A 16,919-nucleotide genomic window follows, 5' to 3' on the forward strand; every position below is an offset into this window, starting at 1 on the left:
CTTATCTCTCCACCTGGGCCATCTTGGCGTTGAACCAGTTCATGAACAGCGACGTGACGATGCTCAGGGCGAGATAGATGATCATCCAGATGATGACGACTTCGACGGCTCGGCCGGATTGATTGAGGATCACGCCGCCGACGGCGACGAGATCGGCATAACCGATGGCGATGGCGAGAGATGAGTTCTTGATCAGATTGAGATACTGGCTGGTCAGCGGCGGAATGATGATGCGCATTGCCTGGGGTATGACGATCAGCCGGTTGATGGCCGATGCCCGCAGACCAAGTGCACCCGCTGCTTCCGATTGACCCTTTGGCACGCCACGAATGCCGGCGCGGACGATCTCGGCAATGTAGGATGCGGTATAAAGGGAGAGGGCAAGCAGCAGTGCGAGGAATTCCGGCCCTATGACCGTGCCGCCGGTCAGGTTGAATTTGCCGGCAATGGGGTAGTCAAACGAAAGCGGCATGCCGGTCACCAGGAAGACCAGCAGCGGCAGGCCGATCAGGATACCGATCGACACCCAGATCGTATGGAACTGCTGGCCGGTTGCCGCCTGACGTTTGTGCGCCCAGCGCGCCACGAAAAATACGGCGACTATGGCGACCAGAAGAGCAATGCCGACTGCCCACATGCCCGCACCGAAGATCGGGCTGGGGAAGGCGAGGCCGCGATTGCTGAGATAGCTGGAGAATGGTAGATGCACGGCATCGCGCGCCTGCGGCAGCAACACCAGAACACCGCTGTACCAGAAGAAGATGACGAGCAGGGGCGGGATGTTGCGGAAGATTTCGACATAGGCCTGGGAGAGCTTCGCAATCAGCCAATTATGCGAAAGTCTGCCGATGCCGATGACGAAGCCAACAACCGTCGCCGCAACAATGCCCACCACCGAAATCAGAAGTGTGTTGAGCACGCCGACGAGAAGGGCGGTGGCGTTGGTCGAATCGCTGGAATAGGGAATCAGCGCTTGTCCCAGGTTGAAGCCGGCACGTCCTTCGAGAAAACCAAAGCCGAACGAGCGGTTCAATGCGCGCAGGTTATCGATGGTGTTTGTGACGATAAACCAGCAGAGTCCCGCGAGAATGATGATAGTAAGCGCCTGGTAGAAGGCACCCCGAACTTTGGGGTCGTACAACGCCGCCGATAAGGCCGAGCGCTCGCCTTCAGGCGAGTTTACTGTAATTGCCATATAGAGTTTTTCCCCAATGTGCCTGTTTCAGGCTTGTTTTCTTGAGGGGAGAAAGGCGGATTGCCGCCTTTCTCTGGAAGTCTGGTCGTTTGCGACTTATCGGACCGGAGGCGCGTACTGGATGCCGCCCTTGTTCCACAGGGCATTGAGGCCGCGAGCGATTTTCAGCGGGCTGCCTGCGCCGATGTTGCGGTCGAAGACTTCGCCGTAGTTACCGACGCCCTTGATGATGTTGTAGGCCCAGTCATTGGTCAGGCCGAGGTCGGTGCCGATAGTGGAGCCCTGCTCGGCGCCGAGGAAGCGCTTGATGTCCGGGTTAGCCGAACCCTTCATCTCGTCGACGTTCTTCTGCGTGATGCCGAATTCTTCGGCATTGACCATCGCATAGGCCGTCCAGCTGACGATATTGAACCACTGGTCATCACCCTGGCGAACGGCCGGGCCGAGCGGCTCCTTGGAGATGATTTCAGGCAGAACGACGTTGTCGTCCGGGTTCTTCAAGGTCAGGCGCAGAGCGTAGAGACCCGACTGGTCGGTGGTGTACACGTCGCAACGGCCGGAATCATAGGCCGTGTTGACTTCTTCGAGCTTGTCGAAGACCACCGGATTGTACTGCAGGTTGTTGGTCTTGAAATAGTCTGCGAGGTTCAGCTCGGTCGTCGTGCCGGACTGGACGCAGATGGCGGCACCCGACAGTTCGAGCGCCGACTTCACGTTCAGTTCCTTGCGGACCATGAAGCCCTGGCCGTCATAATAGGTGACGGGACGGAATTTGAGACCGAGCGCGGTGTCGCGGTTGATGGTCCAGGTGGTGTTACGGGAAAGCACATCGATTTCGCCGGACTGCAGCGCGGTGAAGCGGTCCTTAGCGCTGAGAGGCGTGTATTTCACCTTGGTCGGGTCGCCGAATACGGCGGAAGCGACAGCCTTGCAGAAGTCGATGTCGAAGCCGGCCCAGTTACCGGATGCGTCCGGCTGCGCGAAGCCGAGAAGGGCCGTATTCACGCCGCATTGAACGAAGCCCTTGGCCTTAACGTCGCTCAGCGTCGAGGCGGAAGCGCCCGACGCGGTGTAAGCCAATGCTGCGACTCCGAGGAATGCGGAGAGAGCAAACTTTTTCATTTTCCCTACCTTTGTCTATTTGTTTTATAGTTAAAGTGTATCGCCTCCGAAGCAGGTTCCTGGAGAACCGTGTTCCTTCCCTTTCCCGGTGCGAGTGGCGCTATCACAGTCGCAAATGGTGTAGCGGTCAAGAGATCGCCCCAATTATTGCGGATTTATTCGGCATTTTCGCCGCGCGCTGCCGAAAAATGGGCATTTGGCGTCAAAATGAGCGGCGTTTTGCCAAAAATCTGCGCGAAAATGCGGTTTCTGCTGCGATTTTCGTTGTTTTAGCCTTCGAATAATATGGCCCTATTGGAACGGTCGGGGTTGACCGGGGGAGGCTTGGTCGCCACAAATCCAGTTTCCCGCAGCGCCAAAGGCATATTCGGACATGAAAGACAAAGACACATTCCTGCAGAACGCTGGTATCAACACGCGTTTGTCCCACATCGGCAATTCGCCATTCGACTTCCACGGCTTCGTCAATCCGCCGGTCGTCCATGCCTCGACGGTGCTGTTTCCCAATGCGCGTGTAATGGAGACGCATGACCAGAAATACACCTATGGCACGCGCGGAACTCCCACCACGGATGCGCTGTGCGAGGCGATGGATGCGCTGGAAGGGTCTGCTGGAACGGTCATCGTGCCGTCTGGGCTTGCGGCTGTCACCGTGCCGTTTCTTGCTTATTTGTCAGCCGGTGATCACGCGCTGATCGTCGATTCGGTCTATGGTCCCACGCGATTCTTCTGCGACACCATGCTGAAGCGCCTCGGCATCGAGGTCGAGTATTATGATCCGTTGGTCGGCGTCGGCATCGAGCAGATGATCAAGCCGAATACCAGGCTGGTCCATACCGAAGCGCCAGGCTCCAACACCTTCGAAATGCAGGATATTCCGGCGATCTCGGCTGCGGCTCACCGCCACGGCTGCGTCGTGACCATGGATAATACCTGGGCGACGCCGCTCTATTTCAAGCCGCTCGATCACGGTGTCGATGTTTCCATCCATGCCGTGACGAAATATCCGGCCGGTCACTCCGATATTCTGATGGGGACCGTTTCGGCCAATGAAGCGCATTGGAAGCAGTTGATTGACGCGCATGGCCAGCTCGGCATCTGTGGCGCGCCCGATGACGCTTATCAGGTGCTGCGCGGTCTGCGTACCATGGGCGTGCGCCTGGAGCGGCATCAGGAGAGCGCGCTGGCGATCGCCCAATGGCTTGAGGGCAGGGAGGAGGTCGCACGCGTGCTGCATCCGGCCCTGCCGAGCTTCCCGGGTCACGAGCTTTGGAAGCGCGACTTCAAGGGTGCAAGCGGCATCTTCTCCTTCGTTCTCGCCGTCGACGATCCGCACAAGTTCAAGGTGAAGGCGCATGCCTTCCTGGATGCCTTGCGTATCTTTGGTCTCGGCTATTCCTGGGGGGGCTTCGAAAGCCTGGCATTGCAGGTCAACCTCAACGACCGGCGCGTGACCAAGATCCCGACGGAGGGGCCGGTGATCCGCCTGCAGATCGGCCTGGAAGACGTCGCCGATCTCAAGGCGGATATCGAAAAGGGCTTTGCGGCGGCTACCGCATAATTCCTTAAATCGGGATCGATTTAAGGATAAAATTATGCAGCAGGTTTAAAGTGTTATAGCGCCGTGCGTCACATGTGACGCACGGCGCTATGGGGGACGCCTGATCAGCCGACGGCGCTATAGCCGTAGATCCAGTCCATGTCCGCCGCGAGGCTTTGCGGCGGACGCAGCGAGAGGACGAGATCCCGCGCCAGGCGGATGGGACCGCGGGCGTGATAGGCGAATTGATTGAAGGCGGCGCGCTGTCTTAGGCGCGCGATACGCGGCGCCCGATGCTTCTCATAGAGTTCGAATGCTTCGGCCGGCGAGCGTCCCGAAAGCATGCCGGCAAGCTCGAAAGCGTCCTCGATCGCCATGGCCGCGCCCTGAGCCGCAAAGGGCATCATCGCATGCGCGGCATCGCCGATCAGGATCGTATCGCTGCCATTATGCCACCGGCCGTCCTTCATCTCGTAGAGTGGCCAAAAGCTCGCCTGCTCCTGGGCTTCGAGCATTTGCAGGATCGCCGTGTTCCAGCCGGAAAAACCCCGTAGCATCTGCTCGCGCTGCGCCTTGCTGCCGGTCGCCCCCCAATTGCGGCTGGCACTGCTGCCGGAGACGATGGCGACGATATTGAAGGCGGCATTTTCCCGGATGGGGTAGCAGACGAGATGGCTGGAGGGTCCGAGGAACGCTGTGACGCTCGCCTTGTCCAGCAGGGCCGGGGCCGCCGCCTCCGGAATGGAGAAGCGCCATGCAATATTCCCGGAGAAGAGCGGCGAGGGCGCGCCAGGCACCATTGCATGCGCCTTCGACCATACGCCGTCGGCCCCGATGACGAGATCGAATTCCCTTCCGGCGATCTCTTCCAGTGCCTGTTTGTTGTTGATATCGACGTGCCGGCCGAGATGCAGCGTGCATAAGGCATTGGCCGTCATCGCATTGAGGAGCGCCTTTTGCAGGGTGGCGCGATGCGCCGCGCCATAGGGTGCACCCCATCGCTCTCTGGCAAATTTTCCACAGGGAACGGATGCGACAGGCCGCAGCGACGAGCCGGATACGAGCCGGACTTCCTCTGGCTCCAGCCAGACCGATCTCAGCGCATAGAGCACGCCAAGCGTATCGAGGATGCGGGAAGCATTCGGCGAAATCTGCAGGCCGGCGCCGACTTCGGTCAGCACCTCTGCCTGTTCGAAAATGTCGGAGGCAATGCCGTGTCTCGCGAGCGCCAGTGCCGCCGTCAATCCGGCTATTCCGGCGCCGATGATTGCGGCTGCTTTGATCGGCATTTTTTTATGTCCGATCGGACTCTAAGGCGTCACGCCGCCTTGAAGTGGAAGACGCAGCCGGCCGGGTTGGTCTGATCCGCCTTCAGCGACGGATTGTAGCGGTACAGCGTCGAGCAATAGGAGCAGACCTTTTCGCTCTCGTCACCGATATCGATGAAGATGTGCGGATGGTCGTACGGGACCGAGGCGCCGGTGCACATGAATTCCTTCACGCCGATTTCGATGACGCGATGTCCGCCGTCGTTCTGGAAATGGGGAATATTGTGGCCGGCCATGATGATCTCCGAATGCGTCTTGCCGTGAGCGGCATGAATGTTGCGCCAGACTTGGTAGCCCCTCTTTATAATCCTTCTTCCCGATTGTGTAGTGCGAAAGTCCGGCTTGATGCAGAGATTTTCGCAAGCGTAGGGTTCATTTGATATCGCCGATAAAATATGGTCCGGCGCCAACAGGACCCAGTTTGCAAAGACGAAGCCATGAATTTGAACGCTCCCCCGATGTCCCATTTTGTCAGAGACGGATTGAAGCTCGCCTTTTTCGATGAAGGCGATCCCAACGGGCCGCCGGTGCTGTTGATCCACGGCTTTGCCTCCACGGCGATTGCCAATTGGGTCAATCCCGGTTGGCTGAAGACACTTGGCGAAGCGGGCTATCGGGTGATTGCCATCGACAATCGCGGCCATGGCATGAGCGACAAGCTTTACGATGCGGATGTCTACCATCCATGGATCATGGCAGCGGATGCTGTGGCCCTCCTCGATCATCTGGGCATATCCGAGACCCATGTCATGGGCTATTCCATGGGTGCGCGCGTTTCGACCTTCATGGCGATCGCGCATCCTGATCGCGTCCGCTCGCTGGTGCTGGGCGGCCTCGGTATCGGCATGGTCGAAGGCGTCGGCGATTGGGACCCGATTGCGGATGCGCTGGTCGCACCTTCGCTCGATGATGTCACCCATGCGCGCGGGCGCATGTTCCGCGCTTTTGCCGAGCAGACGAAAAGCGACCGGCAGGCGCTGGCCGCCTGTATCCAGGGCTCGCGCGATCTGGCTTCGCGGGAAGATGTGGCGAAGATCGAAGTGCCGACGCTGATCGCCGTCGGCACCAAGGACGATATTGCCGGTTCCGGGCAGGATTTGGCGGCACTGATGCAGAATGCCGAAGTCATCGATATTCCGAACCGCGACCACATGCTCGCCGTCGGCGATAAGATCTTCAAGGCGGCGGTTCTGGAGTTTTATCAGCGTCTCGACAGGCGCTAGGTTTCAAGTCACTTACCGGTGAAGTGGGGCTTTCGCCGTTCGGCAAAGGCGGCGCGACCCTCCGCATAATCGGCGCTGTCGAAAGTCTCGGCGCCGATCACTTCCGCTTCGCGCAGCAAGTCACCATCCTGCTCGATGACGGCGCGGATCGCGAGCTTCGAGGCATGCAGCGCAATAGGTGCATTGGCGGCAATCGCATGGGCGAGGGCGGATACTTCCTGATCGAACGCATCAGCCTCGATTTCCTCCAGAAGAAAGCCGGCCACAACCATCTTCTCGCTCGACATGGGAGCGCCGGTAAACAGGGTGACCTTGGCCATCTGCGGCCCGAGCGCATTGACGATATCCTGCACGGCGTCGGCGGGATAGGCGATACCGAGGCGAACGGCGGGTACGGAAAACCGTGCGCCTCTTTCGGCGATGCGCAGATCACAGGCGGCAGCAAGCCCAAAACCGCCGCCATAGCAGATGCCGCGGATCGCGGCGATCGTCGGCACGCGGCAATGGCGAATTGCCTCGAAAGCCTGGCTGTTCAGCGCCTCATAGGCGACTGCCGTCTCCGAATTCTTGCGCACGACGGCGAATTCGCTGATGTCGGCGCCAGCCGAAAAATCCGCGCCGGCGCCGCGCAGAACGATCACATGCGCATGTGCTTCATCGGTCAGAATGCGCACTGCCTGCGGGATCGCACGCCACATTGCGGCGGTCACGGCGTTCTTTCTGTCGGGGTTGCTGATCGCGATCGTGCCTATGGCGTCGCTGCACGTCGCGCGAATGAGACCGCCGGCAAAATCATGCTCGAAATTCATGCGCGACCAACCCATTTGTCTTGTGTGGCATTTATTCTATATAATGCACCCCTGACAGAAAATCGGGAGACCGCCAATGGTCGCAGCAACGGATATTCGCCAGGTAGAAGGCTTGGGCGCAGTGAAGGTCATGGACCCGATCTGGGACAGCATGCGCGAGGAAGCACGCGCCGCTGCCGCGCAGGACCCACTTCTTGCCGCTTTCCTCTATTCGACGATCATCAACCATCGCTCGCTGGAGGAATGCGTTATCTATCGCATCTGCGAGCGCCTCGACCATCCGGACCTGCAGGCCATCCTCCTGCGGCAGACCTTCGAGGAAATGCTGGCCGACTGGCCGGAATGGGGATCGATCCTTCGTGTCGATATCCAGGCCGTCTACGATCGCGATCCAGCCTGCCTGAGGTTCCTGGAGCCCGTGCTCTATTTCAAGGGCTTCCATGCGCTGCAGACGCACCGCCTCGCGCACTGGCTCTATAATCGCGGCCGCCGCGATTTCGCGCTTTATCTGCAGAGCCGATCCTCCAGCGTCTTCCAGACCGACATCAATCCGGCGGCGCGTATCGGCAAGGGCATCTTCCTCGATCACGCGACCGGCCTTGTGGTGGGCGAAACGGCCGTGATCGGCGATAACGTCTCGATCCTGCATGGCGTCACGCTTGGCGGCACCGGCAAGGAAGGCAGCGACCGCCATCCGAAGATCGCGCACGGCGTCTTGATCGGTGCGGGGGCCAAGATCCTCGGCAATATCCAGATCGGCCATTGCTCGCGCATCGCCGCCGGCTCGGTGGTGCTGAAGGAAGTGCCCGCCAAGACGACCGTTGCAGGGGTGCCGGCCAAGGTGGTCGGAGAAGCAGGGTGTTCGGAACCGTCTCGCTCGATGGACCAGCTCTTGGCTGAACAATTGGTTGTGGATCAGATCATGGGCGCGGGAATCTAGGAAAATCCAGACTGACTTTCGGAAGCTTGCGCTGTCGCTGGGGAGCTATGCGCGGTTCCGGTCTTTACACCGCCGCTTTTCCTATGCAAGAAGCGGCCAACCGAGATCCTCACGGAGAAGCATTGTGAAGCCTGAAGAAATCAAGAAACTCGACGCCTATTTCAAGCGCACGTTCAACCCGCAGGTCGTGGTGAAGGCCCGCCCGCGAAAGAACGATTCGGCTGAAGTTTATCTCGGCGAAGAATTTCTGGGTGTCGTCTATATCGACGATGAAGATGGCGACCGCTCCTATAATTTCTCGATGGCCATTCTGGACGTCGATCTCTGATTATATCGGTCTCGTATAGTGATCGAATATTTGGGCCGTATTTCATTGAAATACGGCCTTTTTCTTTGGCATTTGCCAATTTGATCATTCCGCTGCCGTTCTGATCTATAGCGGCTTCTTTGACCTAAATGCCAATATTTTAATCAAAGCCTGTGGTTGCAGGCGCAATGATATATATTAGGAAAAACAAAATGATGCGCCGCACTCATCGGCGCTGACATCGCGCCGTCACTCGAAATGCAACCAAAGGGAGATATTGCGACGCACAAGACTACTTGACTAATTGTGCATCGCATTTAACCTTTGTCCCTGTAAACCGGCCGCCGGCCGGCCAACAAGGGACGGAGAAGCATGTTCAATTTCGATGAAGCAAACAAGAAGGGCAAGGAAGCCATGGACACGGCGCTGAAGAGCTATTCCGATGTCACCAAGGGCTTTCAGGCGATTGCTGCCGAAACCGCTGAATACTCCAAGAAGTCTTTCCAGGATGGCGTTGCACACTTCGAAACGCTCGCCGGTGTCAAGAGCTTCGAAGCTGCCTTCGAACTGCAGAGCAGCTATGTGAAGTCCTCCTACGAAAACTTCGTCGCTGAAGCCACCAAGCTCGGCGAAATGTATGCCGATCTCGCCAAGAATGCCTACAAGCCTTACGAAGCGCCCGTAGCGGCTGCGACGAAGGCTGCCAGCAAGGCAGCAGCAACGGCGACCGCCGCTTAAACTTTCGCCGAAAGGCAAAATTTCCGGAAAGACCGGCTACGCGATGCGTGGCCGGTCTTTTGCATTTTGGCACGTCGAACCGGACGAGACGATATGCAGCGACTTTTTTGACCGCAGCCCGTTTTGTCAGCGAATTGTGATTGCAGTGTCCAGCAGGGGGCTTAAAATCACGCCAATATGAACTAAGTTAGAGGTTCGGATATCCGGCCCGACCAAGTGAAGAAACCAACCCAGTGCCAAGTCGGAATGCGATAGCTTCTGCCGGATGATTTGAGGAATGAATGAAATGATCGCTGAGCCGATCCGGATGCAAAACAACAGCGAAAGGAACGGGGACAACGGAAACCGTGGGACCTCGGTCATCACACGTACCAAGCCCAAGACGAAAAAACCGAACCTGTACCGCGTGCTGCTTCTGAATGACGACTACACGCCCATGGACTTCGTGATCCATATCCTGGAGCGTTTCTTCCAAAAGGATCTCGAAGGTGCCACCCGTATCATGCTTCATGTCCACAACCATGGCGTGGGCGAGTGCGGGATATATACATATGAAGTAGCCGAAACGAAGGTGAGCCAGGTGATGGACTTTGCCCGGCAGCACCAGCATCCGCTGCAATGTGTTATGGAAAAGAAGTGAGGATCTGAACGTGCCAACATTTTCGCCTAGTCTTGAGAAGGCGCTGCATCAGGCACTGACCTACGCGAACGAGCGGCATCACGAGTATGCCACGCTGGAACATCTGCTTTTGGCGCTGGTAGACGACGCCGATGCCGCAGCTGTCATGGGCGCGTGCAATGTTGATCTCGACGCGCTCCGTAAGACTCTGACTGAATACGTCGATAATGAACTCTCCAACCTGGTCACGGGCTATGACGAGGACTCGAAGCCGACCTCCGGCTTCCAGCGCGTCATCCAGCGCGCCGTGATCCACGTACAATCTTCCGGCCGCGAGGAAGTGACGGGCGCCAATGTCCTCGTCGCGATTTTCGCGGAACGGGAAAGCCATGCTGCCTTCTTCCTGCAGGAGCAGGAAATGACCCGCTACGACGCGGTCAACTACATCTCGCACGGCATCGGCAAGCGCCCGGGCTCCTCCCAGACCCGCACGCCGCGCGGCGCCGAAGAAAGCGAATCCGAAAGCAAGCCGACCTCCCGCGGCGAGCAGGAGGAAGGGAATGGCAAGAAGCAGCAGGACGCGCTGAAGGCTTATTGCGTCAACCTCAATGAGAAGGCCAAGAACGGCAAGATCGATCCGTTGATCGGCCGCAACTCCGAGGTCAACCGCACCATCCAGGTGCTGTGCCGCCGCTCGAAGAACAACCCGCTCTATGTCGGAGACCCCGGCGTGGGCAAGACGGCAATTGCCGAAGGTCTTGCCAAGCGTATCGTCGAAGGCAAGGTTCCGGAAGCTCTGGCCGATGCCACGATCTTTTCGCTCGATATGGGTACGCTGCTCGCCGGCACCCGTTATCGCGGCGATTTCGAAGAACGCCTGAAGCAGGTCGTCAAGGAACTCGAAGAGTATCCGGGCGCCGTGCTGTTCATCGACGAGATCCACACCGTCATCGGTGCGGGCGCCACCTCCGGCGGCGCGATGGATGCGTCGAACCTGCTGAAGCCGGCTCTTTCCTCGGGTGCGATCCGTTGCATCGGTTCGACCACCTATAAGGAATACCGTCAGTTCTTCGAAAAGGACCGGGCTCTCGTCCGTCGCTTCCAGAAGATCGACGTCAACGAGCCGAGCATCGAGGATGCCATCGAAATCATGAAGGGCCTCAAGCCCTATTTCGAAGAGTATCACCACCTGCGCTATTCGAACGACGCCATCAAGACGGCTGTCGAGCTGTCGGCCCGCTATATTTCCGACCGCAAGCTGCCGGATAAGGCGATCGACGTGATCGATGAGACGGGTGCCGCTCAGATGCTGCTGCCGCCGTCCAAGCGCCGCAAGCTGATCACCGAAAAGGAGATCGAAGCGACGATTGCGACCATGGCCCGCATTCCGCCGAAGACGGTTTCCAAGGATGACGAGATGGTTCTCGCCAACCTCGAACAGGAACTGCGTTCGGTCGTCTACGGCCAGGATACGGCAATCGAAGCGCTGTCGACCTCGATCAAGCTCGCTCGTGCGGGCCTGCGCGAGCCGAACAAGCCGATCGGCTGCTACGTCTTCTCCGGCCCCACGGGCGTCGGCAAGACGGAAGTCGCCAAGCAGCTTGCCTCGTCGCTCGGCGTCGAACTGCTGCGCTTCGACATGTCGGAATACATGGAGCGTCATACGGTTTCCCGTCTGCTCGGTGCACCTCCCGGCTATGTCGGCTTCGACCAGGGCGGCCTCCTGACCGATGGCGTCGATCAGCATCCGCACAGCGTGGTTCTGCTCGACGAAATCGAGAAGGCGCATCCGGATATCTTCAATATCCTGCTGCAGGTCATGGACCACGGCGCGCTGACCGACCACAACGGCAAGAAGATCGACTTCCGCAACGTCATCCTGATCATGACGACCAATGCGGGCGCTTCGGAAATGGCCAAGGCCGCTATTGGCTTCGGTTCGTCCAAGCGTACGGGCGAGGATGAAGAGGCTCTCAACCGCCTATTCACCCCGGAATTCCGCAACCGTCTGGATGCGGTCATTCCCTTCGCGCCGCTGCCGACGACGGTCATTCACAAGGTGGTGCAGAAGTTCATCATGCAGCTGGAAGCGCAGCTTTCCGAACGCAACGTGACCTTCGACCTGCACGAGGACGCCATCGCCTGGCTGTCCGAGAAGGGCTACGACGACAAGATGGGTGCCCGTCCGCTGGCGCGTGTCATCCAGGAAAACATCAAGAAGCCGCTGGCGAACGAAATCCTCTTCGGCAAACTGAAGAAGGGTGGCGTCGTCACCGTTACGGTCGGCAAGAAGGAAGACGGCTCGACCGGCATCCTGCTCGATGCGACTGCTGACACTGCTCCGATCCGGCCGAAGCCGGAGGCCGAAGTCGGTGAACAGCATGTCGAGGTGGAAGAGGATGACGGCGACACCACCGTCAAGGCCAGAAGCCGCGTCGGCAAGGCTGCAACGGCAGCCGACAGCCGCCGCTCGGCCAAGGCCTCGACGTCGAGCGACAGCGACGAGTCCGAAGGCAAGTCGCCACGCAAGGGCGGCGGCGCGGTTCCGAAGGTTCCGCGCAAGTAATCGCCCTCTGGTGACCTAAGAAAAATAAAAGGCTGCATTGGAAACAATGCAGCCTTTTATATGCTTATTTGAATGTGTTAATGTTACGCTAGAGGTTCGTATAGTCGATTTCGAGAAACGCCTCGACTTCAGGTGCCCAGCGATCCCTGACGAAAGCGACATGATCAGGGTGGACGTTATAGGCGTCGTAACCTGACTGGTCATCGAACTCCATCGAGAAGCCGAAGGTAAAGTCGTTCTTCGGACTGGTCTGCCGAAGCTGCTCGAAGTTCCGGACGCTCGGTATCTTCTCCAGAACAAGGGCGTCCTTGAGGAAGCTGGCTTCTTCAGCCGAGCCGGCTTCGTGCTTCAGGCGGAAGGCGACGGTATGGCGAATCATGAGGCGCCTCCCGCTCAGGCCAGCGCTTCGATGATCTTCCTGGCGTTTTCCGCCAGCACCGCGCCATCCTCCATCTTGCCGGAATGCGGCTTAAGCGCGACACCCTCCAGGCGTGGAATGACATGAAAATGCAGATGGAAGACGGTCTGGCCGGCAGACGGCTCGTTGAACTGGGCGATATAGACGCCGTCAGCTTCGAAGGCTTCCTGAACCGCAACGGCGATCTTCTGAACCACGGTGATCGCGTGCTGTAATGCAGCCGGGTCGGCGTCGAGAATGTTGCGAGAGGGGGATTTCGGCAGCACCAGCGTATGGCCCGGCGACTGCGGCATCACATCCATGAAGGCAACGGTGTGCTCATCCTCGTAGACGCGGTACGACGGGATCTCGCCCTTCAGGATCTTCGCGAAGATATTGTTGTCGTCATAGGCGGGGCTGGTCATCCAGTGTCTCCTCGTCTTGCGTTTGCGGTTGTCCAGAACAGCTGGAGCAATTCCAGGAAAAGTGTATAGCGGTTTTCCGTCCGGAATTGCGTAAAAACAAAAAGATAGAGCGTTTTCGCGATTCGAAGAAAAGCGGAAAAACCCTAGATATCCTGCCGCTCGCCTTTGCGGAAGGGGCTGTGTTCGGAGAGGATTTCGCTCATCTCCTCCACCTGTTCCCGCTCATGTTTCAAGTAATCGGCAACGGCACGCCGCAGGCCCTGATGGCCGATATAGTGCGCCGAATGGGTGATGACCGGAAGATAGCCGCGCGCCAGCTTGTGCTCACCCTGCGCGCCGGCTTCTACCCGCTTCAATCCTTTATTCAGCGCGAAATCGATCGCCTGATGATAGCAGACCTCGAAATGCAGGAAGGGATGATCTTCGATGCAGCCCCAGTGCCGGCCGTACAGTGTCTCGCCGCCGATGAAATTGATGGCGCCGGCGATGTAGCGGCCCTCGCGCTTGGCCATGACGAGCAAAATATCCTCTGGCATCCGCTCGCCGATCAACGAATAGAATTTCCGGGTGAGATAGGGGCGGCCCCATTTGCGGCTGCCAGTATCCATGTAGAAGGCGAAGAACTGGTCCCAGATGTTTTCGGTGAGATCGCTGCCGGTCAGCCAGTCGATGGTAATGCCATGCTCGACTGCCGCGCGCCGTTCTTTCTTCAAGGCCTTGCGCTTACGGGAGGCCAGCGTCTCAAGGAAGGCGTCGTGATTGGGGTAGCCTTCGTTGATGAAGTGAAACTGCTGATCGGTGCGATGCAGATAACCATCGCCGTCGAAGACGGAGGCTTCGTTTTCCGGCAGGAATGTAATGTGCGCCGAGGAAACACCGAGCTGCCGGGTGACTTCCTTGAGGCTTTCGGCCAACGCCGGCTGCAGTACGCTGCGGTCCTGTCCCTCGGCAACAAGCAGCCGCGGCCCGGTGGCGGGCGTGAAGGGAATGGAGCATTGCAGCTTCGGATAATAGCGGCCGCCGGCCCGTTCGAAGGCGTCGGCCCAGCCATGGTCGAAGACATATTCGCCCTGGCTATGGCTCTTCAGGTAGCCCACGACGGCGCCGAGCAATTGACCGCTATCGGTTTCCAGCAGCAGGTGATTGCCGAGCCAGCCGGTCTTGTCGGTCGCGGAGCCGGACTCCTCCAGCGATGAGAGGAAGGCGTGCGAGACAAAGGGATTGTACGGCAGCACGCTGCCGGTTCTGGACGCTCCGGCCAGCTTGGACCAGCTCTCCGGGGCGATATTCTTGAAGGATCGTTCGACTCGAATGGATAATTCGTCTGTCATCAAACTCTTGCGCTAAGAAGGAAGGGAGGGCTCTCACCGCTGCGCCATGCGTTCGATGGGACGCGCCACAGGCGCAGCGATAATTTGGGTTTGCGCAAAGCCTCTCCTTCAGTCGATCCCGATTTACGAGACTATGCGCGGGTCAAAACCTTCGAAGGTCATCTGATCTGCATTGGCAAATGTATGTTTGCGGGCCGCTTCGTCGCGCACGGTCCAGGTGATGACCGGAATGCCGCGCTGGCGCTGCGCCGTGACAAAGGGGTTCGGCAGGTGGCCGTAGAAGTATGAAATGAAGTCTAGCCCAAGATGCATGGCTTCGTCATGCTGAAAAAACGTCTCAGGCTTGTTTCCTTCGGCCGTCAATCCCACAGGGTAGGGCGCTTCCAGGCTTTTGAGGTCCTTGAGCAGCCAATGGTCGAAGCTCATCAGGGCCACATGTCCCTTGTAGTCTTCGAGTACTTCAAGAACGGATTCGGCAAAGCCCTCGTCGTCGCCCTCGCGTCCCTTCAGCTCCAGCACCAGCGGCACCTTGCCGTCGCAAAGCTGCAGGAGCTGCTTCAGCGTCGGGATCTTGTCCTTGGTGCCGCCGATCGAAAGCATGCCGAGTTCGGCCGAGGTGCGCTCGCGCACTTCGCCGGGCAGGTTGCAGACGCGCTGCAGATCGTCGTCATGGAAGACGACCGGAACGCCGTCCGAGGCATAGTGCAGGTCGCATTCGATGGCAAAGCCCGCCTCGATGGCGCGGCTGAAGGCCGAGAGCGTGTTCTCCCAGACTTGCTTGTTCATGTCATGATAGCCGCGGTGAGCGACGGGACGCTCGGTCAACCAGGCAAGCTTGCTCATCAGGCGATTTCCAGAATGGCATCGATTTCAACGGCGGCATTGAGCGGTAGGGCTGCCATGCCGACGGCGGCACGGGCATGCTTGCCGGCTTCGCCGAGTACGTTTGCCAGAAGATTCGAAGCGCCGTTGATGACAAGGTGCTGCTCGACGAAATCAGGGGTCGAGGCGACGAAGCCGTTCAGCTTGATCAGGCGCCTGATGCGGCCGAGATCGCCGCCAAGAGCAGCCTTCGCCTGGGCGAGAATGTTGATGGCGCAGAGTTCGGCTGCGCGTTGTCCGCCGGCAACGTCCACATCCTTCCCGAGATGACCTGTCACGCCGATCTTGCCATTTTCCATCGGTAGCTGGCCGGAGAGATAGAGGAGATTGCCGCTGATGACATAGGGAACGTAGTTGGCAGCTGGTGCTGCAGCTTGCGGCAGAGCGATGCCGAGTTCCTTCAGGCGGCCCTCGATAGCGTCGGACATTTTCATCTCCCGTTTTGTTGTAAAAACTTCAAAAATCCGGCATCAAGACTAAATTCCGTCACTTAGGATCGGCAGCCTCGTTTCAGCCGAAAGCGTTCTTATAACATCGCGTGCGAGTCCAACAGGAGATAATGAATGTTCCGCTCGAGTCTTGCTGCTTCCATCGTTTCGGGCCTGAGCATTCTGTCACTGGGTACTTCGGCAGCCTATGCGGCCGGCCCGAGCGGACTGATCGCGCATCGCGCCGTCTATGATCTCGAACTGAAGGATGCTTCCGATCGGTCCGGAATTTCCGGCATGGTCGGCCGCATGGTCTATGAGTTCGAAGGCTCCGATTGTACCGGATTCACCACCAATTTCCGCTTCGTAACGAAGATCGACACTGGCGATTCCACCCGCGTCAGCGACCAGCAGACGACGACCTTCGAGGATCTCGGCAAGCGCCTGTTCCGTTTCGAGACCAAGTCCTTTACCGACAATCAGCTCGACAAGGATGTGCGCGGCGCCGCAAGCGACGACCAGAAGGGTATCAAGGTCGATCTCACGCAGCCGCACAACAAACAGGTCCAGATCATCGAGAGCCGCTTCCCGACGGAGCATATGCTCGACATCATCCACAATGCGAAGCTCGGCAAGAACTTCTTCGAGGCACAGGTCTTTGACGGTTCCGATGACGGCGACAAGCCGCTGATCGCGACCACTGTCGTCGGCAAGGAACAGACGCCAGCAACGGATGATCCCGATGCCGACAAGGCTGGCGCCTTCTCCAAGACGCCTTTCTGGCCGGTGACCGTGGCTTATTTCAATGAAAAGTCCACGGGCGACGCCATGCCGGTCTATCGCATGTCTTTCAAGCTCTATGAGAACGGAATTACGCGCGACCTCACCATGGACTATGGCGACTTCGTGCTGACCGGCAAGCTCACCAAGCTCGAGGTTCTCGACAACAAGGCGTGCCAATAGCTTTCTCGTAGCGCTCCCTCGATGCGAAATCCTTGTCATAAAACTGTGATCCAAGTTTCACTATTGTGTGAAATGATCGGCACGCAGAGGTAAGTGTAGCTTCTCT

At 58.4% G+C, this 16,919-nt stretch carries 18 protein-coding genes; 8 read left to right on the forward strand and 10 right to left on the reverse strand.

Annotation, left to right across the window (positions count from 1 at the left end; all coding sequences use genetic code 11):
• Nucleotide 1: 1 nt before the first annotated feature.
• Both ABOK31_RS06370 and ABOK31_RS06375 read right to left on the reverse strand, forming a co-directional pair.
• Nucleotides 2–1,195, reverse strand: coding sequence for an amino acid ABC transporter permease (locus ABOK31_RS06370; protein WP_349958186.1), 1,194 nt, complete (start codon nucleotides 1,193–1,195; stop codon nucleotides 2–4).
• 96 nt (nucleotides 1,196–1,291) lie between these two features.
• Nucleotides 1,292–2,317 (reverse strand): amino acid ABC transporter substrate-binding protein, encoded by a 1,026-nt coding sequence (locus ABOK31_RS06375; RefSeq protein ID WP_349958187.1) that lies wholly within the window; start codon nucleotides 2,315–2,317, stop codon nucleotides 1,292–1,294.
• 373 nt (nucleotides 2,318–2,690) lie between these two features.
• Here ABOK31_RS06375 and ABOK31_RS06380 point away from each other — a divergent pair, with 373 nt between their 5' ends.
• On the forward strand, nucleotides 2,691–3,878 hold the full coding sequence (locus ABOK31_RS06380) for a cystathionine beta-lyase (RefSeq protein ID WP_349958188.1): 1,188 nt from the start codon (nucleotides 2,691–2,693) through the stop codon (nucleotides 3,876–3,878).
• Between the two features lie 104 nt (nucleotides 3,879–3,982).
• Here the strand turns inward: ABOK31_RS06380 and ABOK31_RS06385 are convergent, their stop codons facing one another.
• On the reverse strand, nucleotides 3,983–5,146 hold the full coding sequence (locus ABOK31_RS06385; RefSeq protein ID WP_349958189.1) for an FAD-dependent monooxygenase: 1,164 nt from the start codon (nucleotides 5,144–5,146) through the stop codon (nucleotides 3,983–3,985).
• A gap of 29 nt (nucleotides 5,147–5,175) precedes the next feature.
• The gene (locus ABOK31_RS06390) at nucleotides 5,176–5,421 is read right to left on the reverse strand and encodes a zinc-finger domain-containing protein (RefSeq protein WP_047633459.1); all 246 of its coding nucleotides are present in this window, start codon (nucleotides 5,419–5,421) and stop codon (nucleotides 5,176–5,178) included.
• A gap of 201 nt (nucleotides 5,422–5,622) precedes the next feature.
• Between ABOK31_RS06390 and ABOK31_RS06395 the strand changes: the two genes are divergently transcribed.
• Nucleotides 5,623–6,408, forward strand: coding sequence for an alpha/beta hydrolase (locus ABOK31_RS06395; protein WP_174174666.1), 786 nt, complete (start codon nucleotides 5,623–5,625; stop codon nucleotides 6,406–6,408).
• An 8-nt stretch (nucleotides 6,409–6,416) separates the two neighbouring features.
• On the opposite strand, the gene ABOK31_RS06400 is transcribed toward ABOK31_RS06395, so the two are convergent.
• Nucleotides 6,417–7,217, reverse strand: a complete 801-nt coding sequence (locus tag ABOK31_RS06400; RefSeq protein WP_174174668.1) for an enoyl-CoA hydratase-related protein — start codon at nucleotides 7,215–7,217, stop codon at nucleotides 6,417–6,419.
• Between the two features lie 76 nt (nucleotides 7,218–7,293).
• Here ABOK31_RS06400 and cysE point away from each other — a divergent pair, with 76 nt between their 5' ends.
• From cysE to clpA, 5 genes are all read left to right on the forward strand, one after another.
• Nucleotides 7,294–8,157 (forward strand): serine O-acetyltransferase, encoded by an 864-nt coding sequence (gene cysE / locus ABOK31_RS06405; RefSeq protein ID WP_075852494.1) that lies wholly within the window; start codon nucleotides 7,294–7,296, stop codon nucleotides 8,155–8,157.
• Nucleotides 8,158–8,281: 124 nt separating this feature from the next.
• Nucleotides 8,282–8,485, forward strand: coding sequence for a DUF3126 family protein (locus ABOK31_RS06410; RefSeq protein WP_015339784.1), 204 nt, complete (start codon nucleotides 8,282–8,284; stop codon nucleotides 8,483–8,485).
• Nucleotides 8,486–8,836: 351 nt separating this feature from the next.
• On the forward strand, nucleotides 8,837–9,202 hold the full coding sequence (locus ABOK31_RS06415; RefSeq protein ID WP_174174670.1) for a phasin family protein: 366 nt from the start codon (nucleotides 8,837–8,839) through the stop codon (nucleotides 9,200–9,202).
• 286 nt (nucleotides 9,203–9,488) lie between these two features.
• On the forward strand, nucleotides 9,489–9,842 hold the full coding sequence (gene clpS / locus ABOK31_RS06420; protein ID WP_041677877.1) for an ATP-dependent Clp protease adapter ClpS: 354 nt from the start codon (nucleotides 9,489–9,491) through the stop codon (nucleotides 9,840–9,842).
• A 10-nt stretch (nucleotides 9,843–9,852) separates the two neighbouring features.
• Nucleotides 9,853–12,387: an ATP-dependent Clp protease ATP-binding subunit ClpA gene (gene clpA / locus ABOK31_RS06425; protein ID WP_174174672.1), complete on the forward strand. Its 2,535-nt coding sequence runs from the start codon at nucleotides 9,853–9,855 to the stop codon at nucleotides 12,385–12,387.
• Between the two features lie 88 nt (nucleotides 12,388–12,475).
• Here clpA and ABOK31_RS06430 read toward each other — a convergent pair whose 3' ends face one another.
• The 5 genes from ABOK31_RS06430 to ABOK31_RS06450 all read right to left on the reverse strand — a co-directional run bounded on the left by ABOK31_RS06430 (nucleotide 12,476) and on the right by ABOK31_RS06450 (nucleotide 15,850).
• Nucleotides 12,476–12,766 (reverse strand): Dabb family protein, encoded by a 291-nt coding sequence (locus ABOK31_RS06430; RefSeq protein WP_349958190.1) that lies wholly within the window; start codon nucleotides 12,764–12,766, stop codon nucleotides 12,476–12,478.
• A gap of 14 nt (nucleotides 12,767–12,780) precedes the next feature.
• Nucleotides 12,781–13,209, reverse strand: coding sequence for an HIT family protein (locus ABOK31_RS06435; RefSeq protein WP_174174676.1), 429 nt, complete (start codon nucleotides 13,207–13,209; stop codon nucleotides 12,781–12,783).
• A 143-nt stretch (nucleotides 13,210–13,352) separates the two neighbouring features.
• Nucleotides 13,353–14,540, reverse strand: a complete 1,188-nt coding sequence (locus tag ABOK31_RS06440; RefSeq protein ID WP_349958191.1) for a GNAT family N-acetyltransferase — start codon at nucleotides 14,538–14,540, stop codon at nucleotides 13,353–13,355.
• A 123-nt stretch (nucleotides 14,541–14,663) separates the two neighbouring features.
• Nucleotides 14,664–15,383, reverse strand: coding sequence for a glycerophosphodiester phosphodiesterase (locus ABOK31_RS06445; RefSeq protein ID WP_349958192.1), 720 nt, complete (start codon nucleotides 15,381–15,383; stop codon nucleotides 14,664–14,666).
• Nucleotides 15,383–15,850, reverse strand: coding sequence for a RidA family protein (locus tag ABOK31_RS06450; protein WP_174174682.1), 468 nt, complete (start codon nucleotides 15,848–15,850; stop codon nucleotides 15,383–15,385). Before ABOK31_RS06450 ends, ABOK31_RS06445 begins: the two co-directional genes overlap by 1 nt.
• Before the next feature lie 135 nt (nucleotides 15,851–15,985).
• Here ABOK31_RS06450 and ABOK31_RS06455 point away from each other — a divergent pair, with 135 nt between their 5' ends.
• Nucleotides 15,986–16,813: a cell envelope integrity EipB family protein gene (locus ABOK31_RS06455; protein ID WP_174174684.1), complete on the forward strand. Its 828-nt coding sequence runs from the start codon at nucleotides 15,986–15,988 to the stop codon at nucleotides 16,811–16,813.
• Nucleotides 16,814–16,919: the final 106 nt, after the last annotated feature.

It is taken from the genome of Rhizobium sp. ZPR4, assembly GCF_040215725.1.
Lineage (GTDB): Bacteria > Pseudomonadota > Alphaproteobacteria > Rhizobiales > Rhizobiaceae > Rhizobium > Rhizobium rhizogenes_D.

Coding starts and splice junctions, on each gene's coding strand:
- ABOK31_RS06415 (WP_174174670.1), top strand. CDS start 8,837: ATGTTCAATTTCGATGAAGCAAACAAGAAGGGCAAGGAAGCCATGGAC.
- ABOK31_RS06435 (WP_174174676.1), bottom strand. CDS start 13,209: ATGACCAGCCCCGCCTATGACGACAACAATATCTTCGCGAAGATCCTG.
- ABOK31_RS06440 (WP_349958191.1), bottom strand. CDS start 14,540: ATGACAGACGAATTATCCATTCGAGTCGAACGATCCTTCAAGAATATC.
- cysE (WP_075852494.1), top strand. CDS start 7,294: ATGGTCGCAGCAACGGATATTCGCCAGGTAGAAGGCTTGGGCGCAGTG.
- ABOK31_RS06455 (WP_174174684.1), top strand. CDS start 15,986: ATGTTCCGCTCGAGTCTTGCTGCTTCCATCGTTTCGGGCCTGAGCATT.
- ABOK31_RS06430 (WP_349958190.1), bottom strand. CDS start 12,766: ATGATTCGCCATACCGTCGCCTTCCGCCTGAAGCACGAAGCCGGCTCG.
- ABOK31_RS06450 (WP_174174682.1), bottom strand. CDS start 15,850: ATGTCCGACGCTATCGAGGGCCGCCTGAAGGAACTCGGCATCGCTCTG.
- ABOK31_RS06375 (WP_349958187.1), bottom strand. CDS start 2,317: ATGAAAAAGTTTGCTCTCTCCGCATTCCTCGGAGTCGCAGCATTGGCT.
- clpS (WP_041677877.1), top strand. CDS start 9,489: ATGATCGCTGAGCCGATCCGGATGCAAAACAACAGCGAAAGGAACGGG.
- ABOK31_RS06390 (WP_047633459.1), bottom strand. CDS start 5,421: ATGGCCGGCCACAATATTCCCCATTTCCAGAACGACGGCGGACATCGC.
- ABOK31_RS06385 (WP_349958189.1), bottom strand. CDS start 5,146: ATGCCGATCAAAGCAGCCGCAATCATCGGCGCCGGAATAGCCGGATTG.
- ABOK31_RS06380 (WP_349958188.1), top strand. CDS start 2,691: ATGAAAGACAAAGACACATTCCTGCAGAACGCTGGTATCAACACGCGT.
- ABOK31_RS06370 (WP_349958186.1), bottom strand. CDS start 1,195: ATGGCAATTACAGTAAACTCGCCTGAAGGCGAGCGCTCGGCCTTATCG.
- ABOK31_RS06445 (WP_349958192.1), bottom strand. CDS start 15,383: ATGAGCAAGCTTGCCTGGTTGACCGAGCGTCCCGTCGCTCACCGCGGC.
- ABOK31_RS06400 (WP_174174668.1), bottom strand. CDS start 7,217: ATGAATTTCGAGCATGATTTTGCCGGCGGTCTCATTCGCGCGACGTGC.
- ABOK31_RS06395 (WP_174174666.1), top strand. CDS start 5,623: ATGAATTTGAACGCTCCCCCGATGTCCCATTTTGTCAGAGACGGATTG.